Origin of the sequence: Streptomyces specialis (assembly GCF_001493375.1) — a bacterium.
GTDB lineage: Bacteria > Actinomycetota > Actinomycetes > Streptomycetales > Streptomycetaceae > Streptomyces > Streptomyces specialis.
The window spans coordinates 1-17,863 of sequence record NZ_LN929838.1; the positions used below are offsets into that span (position 1 = coordinate 1).

Consider the following 17,863-nt stretch of genomic DNA (forward strand, 5'->3'; position numbering starts at 1 on the left):
CATGGTCGCCGATTCCGATGCGGAGGTGGGTTTCCTGGGCGCGTTCGGCGGCTGCGCTGGCTCCGTAGCGGCGGGGCATGTCCTCGGAGGTCCAGCCGAGGAGGAGCATCAGGTCGCCGGTGTCCGCGCCGGCGCGTTTCCAGGCATGGGCGAAGGTGTGGCGCCAGCGGTGGGCGTGGACCCCGCTCAGGCCGGCGGCCAGGCCGCGGCGTTTAAGCATGATCTTGATGCCGTTGGGTTCCAGCGGTCGTCCGCCGCGTTCGGCCAGCCACAGTTGCGGCAGGTCGGCTCCTTTGTGCTTGGCGCGGGAGCGCAGGTAGCGGGAGACGGCGCGGGCGGTGCGGGGGCCGAACCGGACCCGGCGGTCCTTGCTGCCCTTGCCGTGGTAGCGAACGGAGTCGGTGTTCAGGTCGATGTCTTCCACCGTCAGCCGGCCGACTTCGGACAGGCGGGCGCCGGTGTTGCACAGCAGCCGGATGATGGCCTCGTCCCGTAGCTGGGTGAACGCTTTGCCCTTGCAGGTGGCCAGCACTTTCGCCGTGTCGGCCTCGGGCATGACGGGGACGAGCCGGCCGGGGGTCTTGGGCTGTTTGACGCGCTCCATCGGGGAGCGGTCGATCTCTTCCTCCGAGAGCTGCAGCCATTTGAAGAATTGCTGCAGCGCTTTGTGTTTGTTCAGCGCGGTGGATGCCGAGCGGGTGTCGATCATCCAGGCCTGGAACGCCTCGATGTGCGCCCGCGTCACCGCGGTCGGGTCCTCGGCCGCGTCGTCCGCGTCGGGGTCCGGGGAGTGCTCGGCCAGGTACCGGGCCAGCTGGCACGCGGCCAGCAGATAGTTGTAGCGGGTGGTCTCGGGGTAGTTCCCCGCCCGCAGCGACCGTTCCCAGTCCCGCACAAACCCCGACCACACCCGCGACAAACCCGCAGTCAACTTGTCAATGAACGCGGTCACGAACGCGCTCCCTTCCGGTGCCGCGCGGAGGCTGCGCTGTGGTATGCCGCGTCGGACTGGAGCGACTGGATAGTCGATCGCCCGTCACGGGCATCGGGATGCATATCTTCGGTATTTGGGGTGACCTGCCGCTGACGCACTTCGCGCCGTCGTTCGGCCGCTGTGTGAATGGTGAAACCCTTAGCCGAGCCCTGCCTGCGGTAGTCGCGGCAAGAGCCCACAGTTACCGAAAACCGTCCGGAGGGACCGTCCCCCCTCGGCTGGGTGACCAGAGTAGTGACGGAATTGGCATGAGTGGTCATGCGGCTGCGCCCCCTGCCTGGTGTCCGGCCGTGGGGCGGGGCAGGCCCAGGCGGTGCAGAGCGAGTTGGGTGAAGGACGGGTTGAGGTCGATGCCCAGGTAGGCCCGGCCCAGGCCGAGTGCGGCGAGCCCGGTGGTTGCGGTGCCGCTGAAGGGATCGCAGACCAGGCCGCCGGGCGGGCTGCCGAGTTGGATGCACCGCAGCGGGATCTGGAGCGGGGAGGTTGCCGGATGGTGCTGGTGGCGGTGCGGGGTGACGGGAACGGGCCACACGTCTCCCCGGGCGTCGGCGTTCCCGGGGAGCCCGGCGGCGGTGATGGTGCTGGGCTGGCGGGGCTGGCTGTGGTCGAGGGAGTGGCCGGCCTGTTTGGCGAGGAGGAAGACGGTTTCGTACCGGGTGGCGAGGCGGTCGCGGACGGGGAAGGGGGCGGCGTTGGTCTTGTGCCAGATGACGGCGTTGCGGATGAGCCAGCCGTCGGCCTGGAGGGCGAGGGCGGTGCGCCAGGGCAGGCCGATGAGGTTCTTGTCCGGCAGGCCCGCGCGGGGCCGGAACGCGGGCTGGCGGTACTGACCGGGGCGCGTGTTGGCGTAGCCGTCGCTGTTGGCGGCGTAGCTGTCGCCGAGGTTGAGCCACGCGGTACCGGCCGGGGCCAGGACGCGGTGGAGCTCGGCGAAGACTTGCCGCAGGTGGTCGATGTACTCGTTCAGGGTGACTTCGCGGCCCACCTGGGCGTCGTTCCACGTCGCCCCGCACCGGCGGCAGGTCCGGCGCCCGTTCCGCCCGGTGCCAGCGCTGGCCGGGTGCGGGCAGCCGGGGGTGCCGCCGGTCCAGGTGCCGGTGGCGTAGTCGCGCAGCCGCCAGTAGGGCGGGGAGGTGACCACGCAGTCGACGGTGGCGTCCGGGACGGTGCGCAGCACTTCGACGGCGTCGCCGGTCAGCAGCGTGACCGGGGCGCGGGGCTGCGTGCGCCGGGCGGTGCCTGGCGGCGCGCATCGGGTGGAAGGCGTGATCGTCATGCTCGCCCTTCCTCGTCTGTTTCCCCGAGCCGGGCCGGGTGAGGCGCGGGGCGGGGCGGCTGCTGGACCGGGCGGAGAGGGATGTTGCTCCACAGGACTTCGGTGCGCTGGTGGCCGCCGCCGGAGTGGCGGTGGGAGGTGGCGGTCAGGGTGGTGCGGTGCCACCCGGCGTACAGCTCCTCGTAGAGCGGGGCGTCGTAGCCGGAGATGATGACGCGGGCGCGGGCAGCGTGTACTGCCACGGCGAGGGCACGGTGCTCCTCTTCGCCGGGCATGTCGTGGGCGTAGGCGGTGGCACGCCGGGTGGTGGCGAGGTAGGGCGGGTCGAGGTAGAGCAGCGCGCCGGGGGCCTGTCCGTAGTCGCGGATGACCTCCAGCGCAGGGCGGCATTCCAGGCTGACGCGAGCGAGGCGCTGCGCGCAGGCGGGGATGCGCTGGCGGTAGCCGTTGAGGTAGTCAGGCATCATCGCGTGCGGGCCGGGGCCGGTGAAGCGTTTCCAGCCGGTGGCTTTCAGGCCTCCGGAGCGGCCCTGGGTCAGCTCCACCCACACCCGCCTGGCCTGTTTGTTCGAGATCGCTCTGAGCGGGCTGACGGGCGTCGCGGTGTTCGGCGCGGGAGTGCGGGGTCAACGCGCAGACCCGGGCGAGGTCATGCGAGTGGTCGCGCAAGACGCGCCAGAAGGTGACCAGGTGCCGGTCGAGGTCGTTGACGGTCTCGGCACGGGCGGGGCGTTTGGCCAGCAGAACGGCCAGGGAGCCGCCGAACGGTTCGACGTAGTGGTCGTGGTCGGGCAGCAGGGCGGCGATGGTGCCGGCGAGGCGGGTCTTGCCGCCGAAGTAAGCGAACGGCGGCCGGACCACGCCCGGGAAGCGCGGCAGCGCGGGGTGACGGGCGGTCATGCGGCTGCGCCCCCTGCCTGGTGTCCGGCCGTGGGGCGGGGCAGGCCGAGGCGGGGCAGGGCGAGGGCGTGGTAGTCGGCGCGCAGGGCGATGCCGAGGTAGCGGCGGTGGAGGCGGTGGGCGGCCAGGGCGGTGGTGCCGCTGCCGGAGAACGGGTCCAGGACGACACCGTCCTCGGGGCAGGAGGCGGCGATGCAGCGCTGCGGCAGGTCCACGGGGTAGCTGGCGGAATGTGCTCCGGCGCCGCGGCTGGCCGGCAGGCTCCACACGTCCCCGTGCGGCGCGGCGGCCCGGTCGTAGGAGTAGTGGCGGTGCTTGGTGAGGAGGAAGAGGGGCTCCCAGCGGCGGGCGGGCCGGTCGGTCGCCGGGTCGGGCAGGCACGCGGTCTTCGCCCACACGATCTTGGAGCGGATCAGCCAGCCGTCCTCGGCCAGCGCCGTCAGAAGCCGCTCGGGCAGCAGCAGGAGGCTCTTTTCCGGGACGGGCCGGTTGTTGATGAGGTTGTGGGCTGGCAGGCGGGTGCGGCCGGCCAGAGTCAGGTCCCGCCAGGCGGGGCGGGCTCCGCGCGCGCCGTGAAGGCCCTCCTGGTGGGAGGAAGTTCGGATGGCGGTGCGCTGGGAGTAGCTGTCGGCCAGGTTGAGCCAGACCGTGCCGTGCGCGGCGAGCACCCGGCGGGCCTGCGCCATTACGGCGCGCAGGCGGTCGAGGTAGTCCTGCGGGGTGGCTTCCAGTCCGTACTGGTCGGCCGCTTCGTAGTCGCGGGTCCAGAAGTAGGGCGGGGAGGTGACGATGCAGTCCGCGCTGCCGTCGGGCAGCTCGCGCAGCACGGTCAGCGCGTCGCCGATCAGGAGCCGGGTCCGTTCATCGGCGTAATACTCACGCGCCGCTGCGGACGGTGCGGGAGTGCGGGTGCCGGTCCCCGCACGGCCTGTGGGCGGGGCCTGGCTCTCCGTGCCGGTGGTGGTGGTCGCCGTCTGTCCGCTTTCGAACGAGCCGGGCTGCGTGGATCGGTGGGGTTGGTGAGAACCCGGTGGGATCACGATGCCTGCTCCTTCCGCTCCTCGGTGGTGCCGGGCGCCGCCAGGCCGAGCCGGTGAAGGGCGAGGTCATGGAAGTCGGCACGCAGGTCGATCCCGGTGTAGGCGCGGCCGAGCTGGCGGGCGGCAAGGCCCGTGGTGCCGGCCCCGGAGAACGGGTCGAGCACGGCGCCGCCCTCGGGGCTGCCGGCGGCGATGCACCGCAGGGGAATGTCGAGGGGGAACGCGGCGAAGTGGGCGGCTTTCAGCGGGCGGGTGGGCAGCGGCCACACGTCCCCGGGGTTCTTCCCGCGTGGGTGGGCGGCGGTGTGCTTGCGGCCGGTGGGGCGCAGCGCCGCACCGTGCTGCTGGGTGAACGGGGCGGTGTCGGCGTACTTGCCAGTGCCGTAGACGCTTGAGCCGCGGCGTCGGGCGGTGGCGTCGATGCCGGCCCGGCGGCCCTTGTGCGCCCCGCCGACCACGATGCCCTCCCCCAGCGCTTCGGGGCGGGCCAGTGGTTCGCGGATCGCGTCCAGGTCGAAGAAGTACCGGCGTTGCTTGACCAGGAGGAACAGCAGCTCATATCGGCACGACAGCCTGTCGGTCACCGATTCCGGCATGGCGTTGGGCTTGTGCCACACCACCGCGTTGCGCAGGATCCAGCCGTCGGCCTGCAGCGCGAAGGCCACCCGCCACGGCACCCCCAGCAGATTCTTCGGCGGCAGTTCGGCGGTGCGGTCGATGCCGGCGTGCTGCACGCTGGTCCGCAGATGGCCGGTGGCGGCCGGGGAGGCGAGGGTGCTGGTGCGCATCGGGTCGGCGGCCCGGCCCGGGGGCGTGGCCGCGTAGGAGTCGCCGAGGTTGAGCCACACCGTGCCGGTGTCCACCAGCACGCGGCGGACTTCCGCGAAGACCCGCCGCAGCGTGTCGACGTACTCGTCCAGGGTGGGTTCGAGTCCGTACTGCCGGTCGTGGCGCACGGCCCCGCAGCGCCGGCAGATCCGCGCGCCCCCGGCACGATGAGCGTCCGGGGCGGCGTCATGAACGCCGGGCGCTTCGGTCCGGATCGGGGTCGCGGTCCGGCTGACGGAGTGAGTGCAGGCCGGGTCGCCGCCGTCCCAGCGGCCGGTGCCGTAGTCGCGCAGGCCCCAGTACGGGGGCGAGGTGACCACACAGTCCGCGCTGCCGCCGGGGAGCTGGGCAAGGACATCCAGGGCGTCGCCGGTGTAGAGGGTGACTCCCGGGCCGTCGAAGTACGGTGTGGTCACGCGGCGCCTCCCACCAGTTCACGCAGGCCCGCGTCGGCCCGCTCCCGCAGCCGGGGCGGAATCCGCGAGGGAGCCGGCACCGCGGCGGCAGCCGCCTGGGCGGCGGTGCCCGGGGCGCGGAAGACCAGCACGTCGTGGTGGGCCGTCACGCCGATGGGGTGGCCGGTCAGGCGCTCGCAGCGGGCCACCGCACGCCGTTGCGCGAGGCTGGGCCGCAGGACGAGTTCGCTCTCGCGCAGCGGGACCTGCAGGGCGATGCAGCGGGCGGCCGGCACCAGCCGGGCTGCGCGCGCGGCGCGCTGGATGTGGCCGGGGCCGTCGAGCAGGTAGCCGTGGCGGCGCTGCGGGCGGGCGACCACGACCAGGTGCCCGCCCGGCCTGAGCAGGCTTCGGGACCAGGTGAGCATCCCGGCCAGCCACTCCACGCTGCCCGGGCGGGTGCCGTCCGAGGCGTCGCTCGGCGTGGTCGTGTCGGCGGCGGGGCGCCAGGCAGTCAGGACGAGGTCCGCGCTGGCGGTCAGGTCCCCGGCCCGGCTGGTGGGCAGCACCATGCCGTCGGTGACTGCGCCCTGGCGCTTGGCGGCGGTGAGGTTGGCGCGGGCCAGCGTCCACCAGCGGCGGCCACGGGCGACACCGACGGCGTGCCGGCCGCAGTGCAAGGCCTCGACCAGCACGGTGCCGGCGCCGCAGTCCGGATCGATCACGGTGGCGCCAGGCTGGGTGAACGCGCGGATCGCGTATGCGGCCGTTTCCGGGGCCACCCGCAGGTGGTCCCGTTCGGTGCCGGAGGTGTAGCCGTGCTCGACGAGGTGTTCGCCGCGCTGGCCGGTGGGCCACACCACCGGCACCATCCCGGCGTGCGGTACCCCGGCCGCCCCGGAGGGGAGCTCGGGCAGTGCGCGCGAGGTCACTGGCTCACCCCCGACCCCGCCGCTGCGGCGCCGGGCTCGCCGACCGCGCCCGGGCGGGCGAGGACCAGGAGCTCGGTGTGTCCGCGGGCCGCGCCCGGCGGTTGGGCCGGTGCACTGGAGGCCGCCGTCGCCGGAGCGGCCAGCAGGGCGATCCGGTCGAGCAGCGCCAGCCCACTCCGCCCCGTTATGTGCTCCAGCAAATAGAAGTGACCGTCGTGCGACTCCCACAGTGCGTCACCTTGGGTAATCAGCGCCAGGATGCCGTGCGGGGCCAGCAGGCCGGTCCAGGGCGCGAAGGCAGTCCAGTCGGCCGTGTCCGGAAGCAGGAAGGTGATCGCCAGGTCGTAGCCGTCGGGCCGGCCGGCCGGAGCGACCGTTTCGGACCGGTCGGCCGGTCGGGGTCGGTGTCCGGTCAGCCCGGATCGCGGGTTGGCCGGTCGGGGTCGGTCGGCCGGTCGGGGTCCGTCGGTCGGTCCGGGCCGGTCCGGGCCGGTCTCCAAGGGAGTCGGTATGACCAGTCGGTGTCCGGACCCCGGTGCGGGTTCCGGCGTGGCGGAGTCGGTCGGCGGGGCGGGGGCGGCGAGGGTGCGCACGTGGGCCTGGTGGCCCTCCCGGGCCAGGCTCCGGGCCACGGACGCCAGGCCCGGGAGCGTCCCCTCCCCGCCGCGGCCAGGGCGCGAGTGCCCGGTGTCGGGCTCGGGCAGCGCGAGGAGGAGGATGCGGTCGCCGCGGCTGGTGTAGGTGGTGGCGATGCGGCGCACGGCTGTCTCCAGCCAGCCTGGCAAGGGCGCCGAGGGCGCTGCGGCGGGTGGCTGGGGAAGGGTCCACACGGTGGCCGGACGTCGGCGGATCCGCCGGCGCCGGACCGTGCTGGCGGGGGTGTCGGCGTTGGCGGGCGGGCGGTGGTGCTCAGGGCCTTCGGTCATGCGCCCCTCCGGGTTTCGAGTGCGGGAGAGTCCTGACACTCAAAAGGCCGGAATCCGGGCCGGTTTTGGACACGGGCCAGCGAACTTTCTCCCGCCCGCCTGACCTTGGCGGGGGCTCGCTGCCGCGCGCCGGGAGCGCTCGTTCACCTCTCCCCATCCGCCGGCCGGGGTCGATAGCGGTCTCCCGCCGCCTTGCCTGCCACCCGGATGGCATTGCGGCGGGCCCGAAGACGGGAGCCGCCTCTCCCCCATACGTGCGGGCCCGGCCGAAGAGGAAGCGGAACGTCGCGGGCGCAGCCCCGCAATGCCGCTTGAAGATCCGTGACGATCCGCTTAAAGCCGCAGTTCAGAGGCCGTTCAAGCCTGTCGACAGGCCACCTTTCCACGCCCGGCACAACTCGTTCAGCAGGACCGGAAGGAACCCCTTTTTTAAGCGATCTTTAAGTGTGCTGCCCGACGCCTAGGCGATCTCCTTGTCACTTGCTGTCGTTTTCTTGTCTTTTTCTTGTCGCGTGAGTGCATTCCTGGTGGGTGTCATTTCTCAGCTTCGAGAAGGAGACGCTTGCGATGACCGCAATACCGACCGTCGGCCCGGCCGGACCGGAGATGCGGCAACTGCCGCTGGACACCGCGCGGGAGTGCTTCGGATGGCTGGTGACCGGCCCTGCGCCGCTGGCGCTGGACGGGCAGGCGATCCCCGGGCTGCCGGACCGGGAGGTGCCGCTGGATGAGCTGCGTGACCGGCTGCTGCACCGCCGCTGCCCGCAGGCAGCCCGGGACGCGGTGTGGGCCGAACTCGTCACCCGGGCCCGCCGCGAGGGGGCCACCTGGACCCTGGCCTGTGCCGGGATGGCGCTGCCCTCGCTCGCCTCGACCGTGGGCTGGCTGGCAGCCCGCTTCCCCGGCGACCCGTTCGACATCCAGGCCGAGGTGCTCTCCGGCTTCCTGACCGCCGTGGCCACCGTCGACGTGGAGCGCCCGCAGGTGCTGGCCCGCATGCGGTGGGCGGCCTACCGGGCCGGCATCGCCGCCCTGTCCGAGGCGCTGGACGCGCCCACGCCGATGCCGCCCGGCTTCCGCTCCGCCCCGCCGCGTCCGCCGTTCGGCCACCCGGACCTGGTGCTCGCCCGGGCGGTGCGTGAAGGAGTCCTGACCCGGACCGAGGCGGACCTGATCGGGACGACCCGGCTGGAGGAGGTTCCGGTCAGCCGGTGGGCGGCTGACCACCAGGTCACGCTCCAGTCGGCCTACAAGACCCGCCGCCGCGCCGAGCACCGCCTGACCGATTACCTGCGCCAGAGCGGCGTCGCGGCCGACTCCGCCGACCCGGTCGCCGACTATGTCGCGGCCGACCTGACCGCCACCCGCGCCACCGGCACCCTGCACGATTCACACAAGGTGATCAGCCTGCCCAGCGGGGCGAGGAGTAGGCAAAGCAAGAAAGTTGCGGGTGCGGTGTCCAAAAGGGGCCCGGATTCCGGCCTTTTCCAGTGCGGGCGAAGCACGCCCCACCGACCGGAAGCTCCGACCCCGGAAGCACCCCCTGCCGCACGCCGGGCGGGCCGCGTACTGCGCGGCCGGCACCCGCCAGCCGGCCCCCCCACCCGCGGCGCCCCCCTCCCTCCCCCCGCCCCCCCCGCCGCCCACCCCCCCCGCCCCGGGGCGGCGGCCGCGACCCGCCCGCGCTCCGGAGGAGCCGTGCGACCCGGTGGAGGACTGGAACTGCATCCCCGAGCCCCTGCCCCAGGAACCCGCCCCCGCGCCGGAGGCACCGGATGAGGGCGAGGAGCCGGAGGAGCCGGATACGCCGGACGGTCCCGGCGGGATCGCCGGGTGGGTCTTCGACGGGATCACCTCGGCGATCAACAGCTTCTTCGTCGAGCTGGCCACCGCCGCGCTCAACCCGCTGCTGGAGCTGCTGGGCCAGACGCTGCTGACCACCCCGACGCCGGATGAGCTGCCGCAGGTGGACCGGCTGTGGTCGAACTCCTGGTACATCGCGCTGTCCGCCTACACAGTCCTGGTGATGGCCGGCGGGATCATCGTGATGAGCTACCAGACCCTCCAGACCCAGTACTCGGTCCGCGAGATCGCCCCGCGTCTGGCCGTGGGGTTCCTGGCCTCCGCGCTCAGCCTCTACTTCGCGACGCGGATGATCGTCACCGCCAACGCGCTGTCGGGCGCGGTGATGGGGCAGGGCCTGGATCCGGACGCCCCGAGCGTGGCCCTGACCGACATGGTCCTGAACGCGCTCAACGACTCGGGAATGTTCACCATTCTCCTCGGCCTGGCCATTGCCGGGTTCCTGGTGGCGGTGCTGGTGACCTACGTGATCCGCGTCGCGCTGATCACGATCCTGCTGGCCGGCGCCCCGCTGGCGCTGATGTGCCACGCCCTGCCGACCACGGAGGCGATCGCCCGCTGGTGGTGGAAGGCGTTCGCCGGGCTGCTGGGCATCCAGGTCGCCCAGTCGCTGACGCTGATCGCCGCCCTGAACGTCTTCCTCAGTTCCGACGGGTTCACCTTCCTGGGTTCCAACCCCACCGGCTTGACGAACATGCTGGTCGCGCTGGGACTGATGTACATCCTGTTCAAGATCCCGTTCTGGATCCTGTCGGCCACCCGCCTCACCTCCGGCCGCCCCTCGATCGCCGGGCGACTCGCCCGGGCCTACCTCGCCTACAAGACCTTCGGCCTGCTGCGCGGCGCGAGCAGTGGAGGAACAGCCACCCGCCTCGCCCCCGGCCGCCGCGGCCCAGGTCCGGGCCCGGGTCGGCGTGGCCCTTCTCCTGGACCCGGCGGTCCGCCCGCCGCCGCGCGCCGCCGGGGTCCTCGTCCTGGAGGCCCGAACATGCCCGCACGTCTGCCGGGGCCGCCGCGCCGTCCGCCCGGCCGCCCGCCGTTCCGCCCGCCCAACCAGCAATTCAGTCCTCCGCCCTACCGTGCCGGACGCGCACCGGGCATGCCGACTTTCCAGGCCCCCAACGCCACCGGACACGGCCAGGCGGCTCAGCGCCCGGCCCGTCCGGCAGGGCCGCCGGGCAACCCGGTCTTCCGCGCCCCCGGCCAGAGCCAGGGGCAGCCCGTCCGGCAGCGGCCCGCTCAGCCTCCGGCCCGGCCCGTCTTCCGCCAGCCGACCACCGGTCCGGCCTCGCCGCAGCCGCGGTCCACCCACGTGCTCAGGCCGCCCGCCGCGACGACGTTCCGCTCCCCCGCTCCGCCTGGGGGGAGCGTTCCGGCGCCGCAGCGCCGTCAGGCGCCCCCGCCCGCCACCTTCAGCTCCCCGCCGCCCAGTCGGCGCTCCCCGAGGAACGGTTAGGAGGAACCCGTCGTGAGCACCCCGGTGCGTATCCCGGCCGATGTCGAGCGCGAGGACACCATCCTCGCCGGGCTGACCGCCCGCCAGCTCCTGCTGCTCTCCGGCGCCGGTACCATCCTCTACGGCCTGTTCACCGCCACCCGCCCCTTCCTGCCCGTCGCCGTCTTCCTCATCGCCGCCGTGCCACTGGCGGGCCTCGCCGCGCTGCTGGCGCGGGGCCGCAGGGACGGCCTGCCGCTGGACCGCCTCGTACTCGCCGCGATCCGGCAGCATATGGCCTGTCTCCTATACCCCTCTCCGGGCCCACGCGGCAGGCAGAAATCTCGGATTGCGTCTTTTTCTTTTAAAAAAAAAACACCAAATTCGACCCATTCTCCCCCACTCTCCCTTCTTTGCTGCCATTGTTCCCATCCCACCCGGCCGACGAGCCCGGGCAGCCCACCGGGCGCGTCTCCCCCGCGCCCCTGCAACTGCCCGCCCAGTCCGTCACCGAAGCGGGCGTGATCGACCTGGGTCGCGACGGCATGGCCCTCGTCGCCGTGTGCTCCACCGTCAACTTCGCCCTGCGGACACCGACGGAGCAGGAGGTGCTGGTCGCGGCGTTCGGCCGCTACCTGCACTCGCTGACCGCCCCGGTCCAGATCGTGGTGCGCGCCGAACGCCTGGACGTTTCCGCCCAGATCGCCGAGCTCCAGGAGAATGCCCCGCATCTGCCGCACCCGGCGCTGGAGCACGCCGCCCTGGAGCACGCCGACTACCTGGAGCAGTTGCGGCAGAGCAGCACTCTGCTGCGCCGCCAGGTGCTACTGGTCATCCGCGAGCCGCTGCGCAGCACCGCCCCGGCCGAGCTGGACTTCGGCGGCCCGCGCCGCGCCCGGCATGGCGGCCGGAACCGGCAGGCCGAGGCCGATGACGCCGCGCGGCGCGCAGCCGAAGCCCGGCTCGCCCGCCGGGCCGAGGAAGCCTCCGAGCTGCTCGGGCCGGTCGGGATCACCGTGACCGCGCTGGACGCGGGGCAGGCCACGGCCGTGCTGGCCGCCGCCTGCAACCCCGACAGCCTCCTGCCGCCCTCCTCCGGCCTGGCCGGCGCCCACGACGTCATCACCACCACAGCTCCCGTCTTCGACGAGGATCCCGTCCAGCAGCCCTCCGCCGACGAGCCGGCCGACGCGGCCGAAACCGGGCAGGCACCCGGGACCCGGCAGTGGGACCGGGGAGGCGAGGGGCTGTGATCCGCCGCCTCCTGCCGCGCCGCCCCGCGCCCGCCGTGGCCGACCGTGCCCGAACGGTGCCCGGTGGCGGGGAGTCGGGGGTGTTCGCCCCGGACTCTCTCGCCATCGGCGCCCGCCACCTGGAGGTCGGCGGCGACTGGGTCGCGAGCTTCGCCATCATCGGTTACCCGCGCGAGGTGCATCCCGGCTGGCTCCAGCCGCTCCTGACCTACCCCGGCCGGGTCGACGTCTCCCTCCATGTCGAGCCGATCGACCCGGTCACCGCCGCCAACCGGCTGAAGAAGCAACTGGCGAAGTTCGAGTCCGGCCGCCGGTCCGCGGACGAGCACGGACGTCTGCCCGACCCCCACGTCGAAGCCGCCACCGAAGACGCCTACGACCTGAGCTCGCGGGTGGCCCGGGGGGAGGGCAGACTGTTCCGGCTGGGCCTGTACCTGACCGTGCACGCCGCCAGCCGGGAGGAGCTGGCCACCGAGGTCGGGGCCGTGCGGTCGCTGGCCGCGTCCCTGCTGATGGACGCCAAACCGGCCTCCTACCGGGCGCTGCAAGGCTGGGTGACCTGCCTGCCCATGGGCCTGGACCTCCTGAGCATGCGCCGCACGTTCGACACCCAGGCCCTGGCCGCGGCGTTCCCGTTCACCAGCCCGGACCTGCCTCCGGCCGACCCCACCTCGGTCGCCGCCCCCACCGGCGTCCTCTACGGCTACAACATCGGCAGCCAGGGCCTGGTCCACTGGGACCGCTTCGCCCTGGACAACCACAACAGCGTCATCCTGGGCCGCTCCGGCGCCGGCAAGTCCTACCTCGTCAAGCTCGAACTCCTCCGCAACCTCTACCGCGGGATCGAGATTCACGTCATCGATCCCGAGGACGAGTACGCCCGCCTGGCCCACGCGGTGGGCGGCACCTACCTCCACCTCGGCGCCGACGGGGTGCGGCTCAACCCCTTCGACCTGCCCATCCACACCCGCCCGGACGGACGCCGCACCGCCCCCCGCGACGCCCTGGTCCGCCGCTCGCTGTTCCTGCACACCGTCATCGGCCTCCTCCTCGGCACCCAGCTCACCCCGGGGGAGCGCGCCACCCTCGACCGGGCGATCACCGCCACCTACCAGCACGCCGGAATCACCGCCGACCCCCGCACCTGGACCCGGTCCGCCCCGCTGCTGGCTGACCTCGCCCACACCCTCAGCACGTCCGGCGATACCGAGGCCGCTGACCTGGCCGCCCGCTTCCACCCCTACGTGAAGGGGGCGTTCTCCGGACTGTTCGACGGGCCCACCACCAGCCGCCCCGAAGGCCACCTGGTGGTGTTCTCCCTGCGCGACCTCGCCGACGAACTCAAACCGATCGGCACCCTGTTGACCCTGGACGCCGTCTGGCGGCGGCTGTCCAACCCCGCCATCCGCCGACCCCGCCTGGTGGTCGTCGACGAAGCGTGGCTGCTGATGCAGGACCCGGCCGGCGCCGACTTCCTCTTCCGCATGGCCAAAGCCAGCCGCAAGCAGTGGGCCGGGCTCACGCTCGCCACCCAGGATGCGGCGGACGTGCTGGGCACCGAACTGGGCAAGGCCGTCGTCGCGAATGCGGCGACGCAGATCCTGCTGCGGCAGGCGTCGCAGGCCATCGACGAAATCGCCGCCACCTTCAACCTCAGCGACGGCGAGCGGCAGTTCCTCCTCTCCGCCGAACGCGGCCAGGGCCTCCTCGCAGCCGGCAACCAACGCGTCGCCTTCGAGGCCATCGCCTCCCCGGCCGAGCACCAGCTGATCACCACCAACCCCGCCGAACTCGCCGAGATGGCCGCCGACGACCCCGCGGACACCCAGGCGTCGGAGGAGGGCCCGTTCTTCGACCTCGGCCCCGCCGACGACACCGGCCTCTAACGACGTCCGCATCGTCTTCCCGGCCCGCCGCCGACCGCCTCGCTCTCCATTCTCTCGCCCGGAGGTGATCTCCCATGCCCCACCCGGAAACCCCTCCGACACCCACGACCACCGGCGCCCCGCTCCGCCCGAAGCGGCTGCTGACCCAGAACCGCGAACTCAAGCCGCTCGGCGTGTGGAACTGGACCCTCCCGGCATGGGCGGGCAGATTCCCGGACGGCCGCACCTACAACACCTGTCCCTCGGCTGGCGTCTGCGCGGCGGTCTGCTACGCCCGCCACGGCACCTACAACTGGCCCCAGGTCCGCGCCAAGCACCAGGCGAACCTCGCGTTCGTCCTGGACGACCTGCCCGGCTGGGAACGCGCGATGACCGCCGAACTCGGCGCTCGCCGCTTCCACGGAGCCTGGATCAGGATTCACGACTCAGGCGACTTCTTCTCCGACGCCTACACCCTCGCCTGGCTGCGGATCATCCGCGCCAGGCCGGAGGTGGCCTTCTACGCCTACACCAAGGAGATCAGCCGCTTCCGGACCCTCATCGAGCCCGACCCTCCGGAGAACTTCCTGTGGGTCTACAGCTACGGCGGCACCCAGGACGCCGCCCTCGACCCGGCGGTCGACCGGGTGGCGGACGTCTTCCCCGACGAAGCCGCCATCGCCGAGGCCGGCTGGCACTCCCAGGAAGCCAGCGACCTCCTGGCCGTGCTCGGACCCCGGCTTGTCGGCATCCCGGCCAACCGCATCCCCCACTACCTCAAACGCCTCGCCGGGCGGACGTTCCGCTCCTGGCAGGCCGAGGTCGACGCCGAACGCGCCGAACACCGCGCCCGCGCCGCGCGGCGCGGACACCTCCGTCTCCTGCCCGGAGGACAGGGGACGGCCCCGGCCAGCAGCCCGTCCGTCGCCGATCGGCCGGACGAGGCCGCGGCCTAGCGGACGCGGGTGCTCCCGCCCCGGGCCGGGTGTCCGTACCCGGCTCGCCACGACGACTCGACCACTCGCCCCTGAGGAGGCCCGTTGTGAATCGCTTCTTCTTGTCCCTCTCCTCGCCTTCTCCGGACGGCACCGGTGACCGGGAATCCCCGCTGCGGGAGTATCTGCGCGACCCGGCCGGAGGCCTGCACCGGCTGGTGGACGGCCTCGGGGAATGGGCCGCCGCCTGGGGCCTGCTGGCCGGCACCGCCGCGATGGTCGTCACCGCAGGACTCGCCGGTGTGTGGGTGTGGTGGCGGCGGCGCTGCCGCGCACGAATCGCGGCCGACGCCCGGATCGTGCGGATCCTTCCGCCTCCGCAGGCCGATCCGGCCGGAGCCGCCGCCCTGTGGGCCAACCTGGTGGGGCTGCTGCGGCCGGCCTTCAAGCGGCTGGCGGGGCAGCCGCATGTGGTCTTCGAGTACGTCACCGACCGGGAAACGCTCTCCGTCCAGATGTGGGTACCGGGCGTCGTGCCTCCGGACCTGGTGGAACGCGCCATCGAGTCGGCATGGCCCGGCGCCCACACCCGCACCACGCCGGCTACCGCGCCGCTTCCCGGCCCGCTGGTCAAGGACGGTGCGTTCGACCTGGTGGCCGGCCGGGTGCGGCTGGCCCGCAGCGAAGCCCTGCCGATCCGCACCGACTTCGACACCGACCCGATCAGGGCACTGCTTGGGGCACCGGTCGGGCTGGGGCCGGGGGAACGGGCGGTCGTGCAGATCCTGGCCCGGCCGGTGGCCGGACGGCGGGGGCGCGCCGCCCGGCGAGCCGCGCGGCGGTTGCGCTCCGGGCACTCGCCGCACCTGATCGGCCGGCTTCTGGAAATGCTGCTGCCCGGCCCGGGGCCGTCGGCGCGGCGCTCGCCGAAGACGGCGGCGGTACGCGACCGGCATACGGCGCTGGAGGCGGCGGCCGAGGACAGGGCGATCGTGGCCAAGGCCCGCGGCGCCCACTACGAGGTGGGCATCCGCTTCGCGGTCTCCAGCCCACTGCCACGGTCGGCCGACAGCACGCAGCGGCGCGAGGTCCGCGAGCGGCTCACGGGCCGAGCGCACGCCCTGGCCGCGGCTTTCGCGACGTTCAGCGAGCACAACTACTACCGCCGTGCCCGGCTGCGTGCCTCACGGGCGCTGCCCCGGCTTGAGCAGCGGCGGCTGGACAGGGGCGACTTGATGTCCGTTGGTGAAGTCGCGGTGCTCGCCCACTTGCCGTGGGATACGGACATCCCCCAGCTTGAGCGGGCCGGGGCGCGTGCCGTCGCCCCGCCGCCGGGCATCCCAGCTCCTGGTCCGGCGGTGAAGCCGCTGGGCCGCACCGAGGCGGGACGCTCGCGCCCGGTGGGCCTGCACGTGGCGGACGCCCGCCACCACCTGCACATCCTCGGCGCCACCGGCTCGGGCAAGTCCGAGCTGATGGCCCGCATGATCCTGGACGACGCCCAGGCCGGGCGCGGCGTGGTCGCCGTCGATCCGAAGGGCGACATGATCCAGGACGTGCTCGCCCGCCTCCCGGAGGAACTGGGGCCGCGGGTGGTGCTCTTCGATGCCGACAGTTCCGCCCGCCCGCCGGTCCTCAACCCACTGGAAGGACCCGAGACGGACACGGCGCGGATCGTCGACAACCTGCTGTCGGTCTTCTCCCGGGTCTACGCCTCCTCCTGGGGACCGCGGACAGACGACATCCTGCGCGCCGGGCTGCTGACCCTGCGCGCCCGTCCGGGGAAGGAGACGCCGCTGCTGTCCGATCTTCCCGCTCTGCTTGCCGACCCGGCCGCCCGCCAGCGCGCCGTCGCCCAGCTCGATGACGATCTACTGAAAGGCTTCTGGGCCTGGTACGGGAAGCTGTCCGACCCGGCCCGCGCGCAGATCACCGCCCCCCTGATGAACAAGCTGCGGGGGCTGCTGCTACGACCGTTCGTCCGCAATGCCCTGGCCGGTGGCGCCTCGACGGTGGACATGAACCGGGTCCTGAACGAGGGCGGGATCTGCCTGGTGCGCATCGGGCGCGACGCGCTGGGGATGGACACCTCGCGCCTGTTCGGGTCGCTGGTCGTCGCCCGCACCTGGCAGGCCGCCACCGCCCGCGCCCGCCTTCCCCAGCAGCGCCGCCCGGACGCCAGCCTGTATCTGGACGAGGCGCACAACTTCCTCAACCTGCCCTACCCGCTGGAAGACATGCTCGCCGAAGCCCGCGGCTACCGGCTGTCCATCACCCTGGCCCACCAGTACCTGCGCCAGCTCCCCCGCGAACTCGAAGAGGGCATCTCCGCCAACGCCCGCACCAAGGTCTTCTTCACCGCCTCGCCGGAAGACGCGCGACTGCTGGCCCGGCACACCGCGCCGCAGCTCGCCGAGCACGACCTGGCCAACCTCGGCGCCTTCACCATCGCCGTCCGCCCCATGCTGCACGGGGCGGAGACCGGGGCGTTCACCGCGGTCACCGAGAAGCTGCCGCCCGCCATCGACGGCCGGGCCCGCGCCATCCGGGCCGCCGCCGCCCGCTCCGCCCGCACCCCGTCTCTTATTCACATCTCCGAGCCCACGAGACAGGCAGAAACCTCGGACCTATACGTCTCTAGTGGTACCGTTTATTTAAAAAATGGTTTTACACACGAGCCTCTTCCTGGAGTGCTGCAGATGAGTATAAGAAACCGGGCTGGCCCGCATCCTGCACGAACACAAAGTCCTGACCACCCACCAGATAGCCCGAATCGGCTGGCCCTCCATCCGGGCCGCCAACAAGCGCCTCATCCAGCTCTACCGCTGGCGGGTCACTGACCGCTTCCAGCCCTTCACCGCCACCGGCACCGCCCCCATGCACTACGTCCTCGACATCGCCGGCGCCGCCATCCTCGCCGCCGAAGACGGCCTCAACCCCCGCGCCCTGCCCTACCGCCACCACACCGCCATGGCCATCGCCCACTCCCTGCACCTGCCCCACACCACCGGCATCAACGGCCTGTTCACCACGCTCATCGCCCGCGCCCGCCGCCCCGGCTCCCCCGAACGCCTGACCGCCTGGTGGTCCGAGACCCGCTGCGCACGACACTTCGGCGACATCGTCCGCCCCGACGCCTACGGCCGCTGGCACGACCAGCGCACCGGCACCACCGAATGGTTCCTGGAGTACGACCGCGGCACCGAACCCCTGGAGAAGCT

At 72.8% G+C, this 17,863-nt stretch carries 15 protein-coding genes and 1 pseudogene; 8 read left to right on the forward strand and 8 right to left on the reverse strand.

Going from position 1 to position 17,863, the window contains the following annotated elements; genetic code table 11:
- The 8 genes from BN2279_RS07860 to BN2279_RS28445 all read right to left on the reverse strand — a co-directional run.
- A partial coding sequence (locus BN2279_RS07860; protein WP_199827661.1) for a tyrosine-type recombinase/integrase occupies positions 1 to 952 on the reverse strand: 952 nt, incomplete at its 3' end.
- A 298-nt stretch (positions 953 to 1,250) separates the two neighbouring features.
- Positions 1,251 to 2,270: a DNA-methyltransferase gene (locus BN2279_RS07865; protein WP_059007825.1), complete on the reverse strand. Its 1,020-nt coding sequence runs from the start codon at positions 2,268 to 2,270 to the stop codon at positions 1,251 to 1,253.
- The gene (locus BN2279_RS30395; RefSeq protein ID WP_234347605.1) at positions 2,267 to 2,734 is read right to left on the reverse strand and encodes a DNA adenine methylase; all 468 of its coding nucleotides are present in this window, start codon (positions 2,732 to 2,734) and stop codon (positions 2,267 to 2,269) included. Before BN2279_RS30395 ends, BN2279_RS07865 begins: the two co-directional genes overlap by 4 nt.
- Complete coding sequence (locus BN2279_RS30400; protein ID WP_234347606.1) at positions 2,727 to 3,170, reverse strand: DNA adenine methylase; 444 nt, start codon at positions 3,168 to 3,170, stop codon at positions 2,727 to 2,729. The genes BN2279_RS30395 and BN2279_RS30400 overlap by 8 nt, the downstream gene beginning before the upstream one ends.
- Positions 3,167 to 4,210 carry a DNA-methyltransferase gene (locus tag BN2279_RS07875; RefSeq protein ID WP_059007827.1) on the reverse strand — a complete coding sequence of 348 codons (1,044 nt, stop codon included), beginning with the start codon at positions 4,208 to 4,210 and terminating at the stop codon, positions 3,167 to 3,169. Before BN2279_RS07875 ends, BN2279_RS30400 begins: the two co-directional genes overlap by 4 nt.
- A complete protein-coding gene (locus tag BN2279_RS07880) occupies positions 4,207 to 5,454 on the reverse strand; it encodes a DNA-methyltransferase (RefSeq protein ID WP_059007829.1) in 1,248 nt (415 codons plus the stop codon). Before BN2279_RS07880 ends, BN2279_RS07875 begins: the two co-directional genes overlap by 4 nt.
- Complete coding sequence (locus BN2279_RS07885; RefSeq protein ID WP_059007831.1) at positions 5,451 to 6,365, reverse strand: TRM11 family methyltransferase; 915 nt, start codon at positions 6,363 to 6,365, stop codon at positions 5,451 to 5,453. The genes BN2279_RS07880 and BN2279_RS07885 overlap by 4 nt, the downstream gene beginning before the upstream one ends.
- Entirely contained in the window at positions 6,362 to 7,291 is a 930-nt protein-coding gene (locus tag BN2279_RS28445) for a hypothetical protein (RefSeq protein ID WP_159037111.1), read from the reverse strand. Before BN2279_RS28445 ends, BN2279_RS07885 begins: the two co-directional genes overlap by 4 nt.
- Before the next feature lie 567 nt (positions 7,292 to 7,858).
- On the opposite strand from BN2279_RS28445, the gene BN2279_RS28450 reads away from it, so the two are divergent.
- The 8 genes and pseudogenes from BN2279_RS28450 to BN2279_RS31425 all read left to right on the forward strand — a co-directional run.
- Positions 7,859 to 9,070, forward strand: coding sequence for a hypothetical protein (locus BN2279_RS28450; protein ID WP_199827662.1), 1,212 nt, complete (start codon positions 7,859 to 7,861; stop codon positions 9,068 to 9,070).
- On the forward strand, positions 9,000 to 10,610 hold the full coding sequence (locus BN2279_RS07900) for an ABC transporter permease (RefSeq protein ID WP_059007835.1): 1,611 nt from the start codon (positions 9,000 to 9,002) through the stop codon (positions 10,608 to 10,610). Before BN2279_RS28450 ends, BN2279_RS07900 begins: the two co-directional genes overlap by 71 nt.
- Positions 10,611 to 10,622: 12 nt before the next feature.
- Positions 10,623 to 11,114, forward strand: a complete 492-nt coding sequence (locus BN2279_RS27370; protein WP_079031967.1) for a PrgI family protein — start codon at positions 10,623 to 10,625, stop codon at positions 11,112 to 11,114.
- Positions 11,111 to 11,842 (forward strand): hypothetical protein, encoded by a 732-nt coding sequence (locus BN2279_RS07905; protein WP_079031968.1) that lies wholly within the window; start codon positions 11,111 to 11,113, stop codon positions 11,840 to 11,842. The genes BN2279_RS27370 and BN2279_RS07905 overlap by 4 nt, the downstream gene beginning before the upstream one ends.
- Positions 11,839 to 13,728, forward strand: coding sequence for a VirB4 family type IV secretion system protein (locus BN2279_RS07910; protein ID WP_199827663.1), 1,890 nt, complete (start codon positions 11,839 to 11,841; stop codon positions 13,726 to 13,728). The genes BN2279_RS07905 and BN2279_RS07910 overlap by 4 nt, the downstream gene beginning before the upstream one ends.
- A 74-nt stretch (positions 13,729 to 13,802) precedes the next feature.
- Complete coding sequence (locus BN2279_RS07915) at positions 13,803 to 14,663, forward strand: GP88 family protein (protein WP_059007839.1); 861 nt, start codon at positions 13,803 to 13,805, stop codon at positions 14,661 to 14,663.
- 86 nt (positions 14,664 to 14,749) lie between these two features.
- Positions 14,750 to 17,482: a type IV secretory system conjugative DNA transfer family protein gene (locus BN2279_RS07920; RefSeq protein WP_199827664.1), complete on the forward strand. Its 2,733-nt coding sequence runs from the start codon at positions 14,750 to 14,752 to the stop codon at positions 17,480 to 17,482.
- Positions 17,415 to 17,861 (forward strand): annotated as a pseudogene (locus tag BN2279_RS31425) (replication-relaxation family protein); the annotation flags it as partial. The gene BN2279_RS07920 and the pseudogene BN2279_RS31425, both read left to right, overlap by 68 nt.
- Between the last annotated feature and the right edge of the window lie 2 nt (positions 17,862 to 17,863).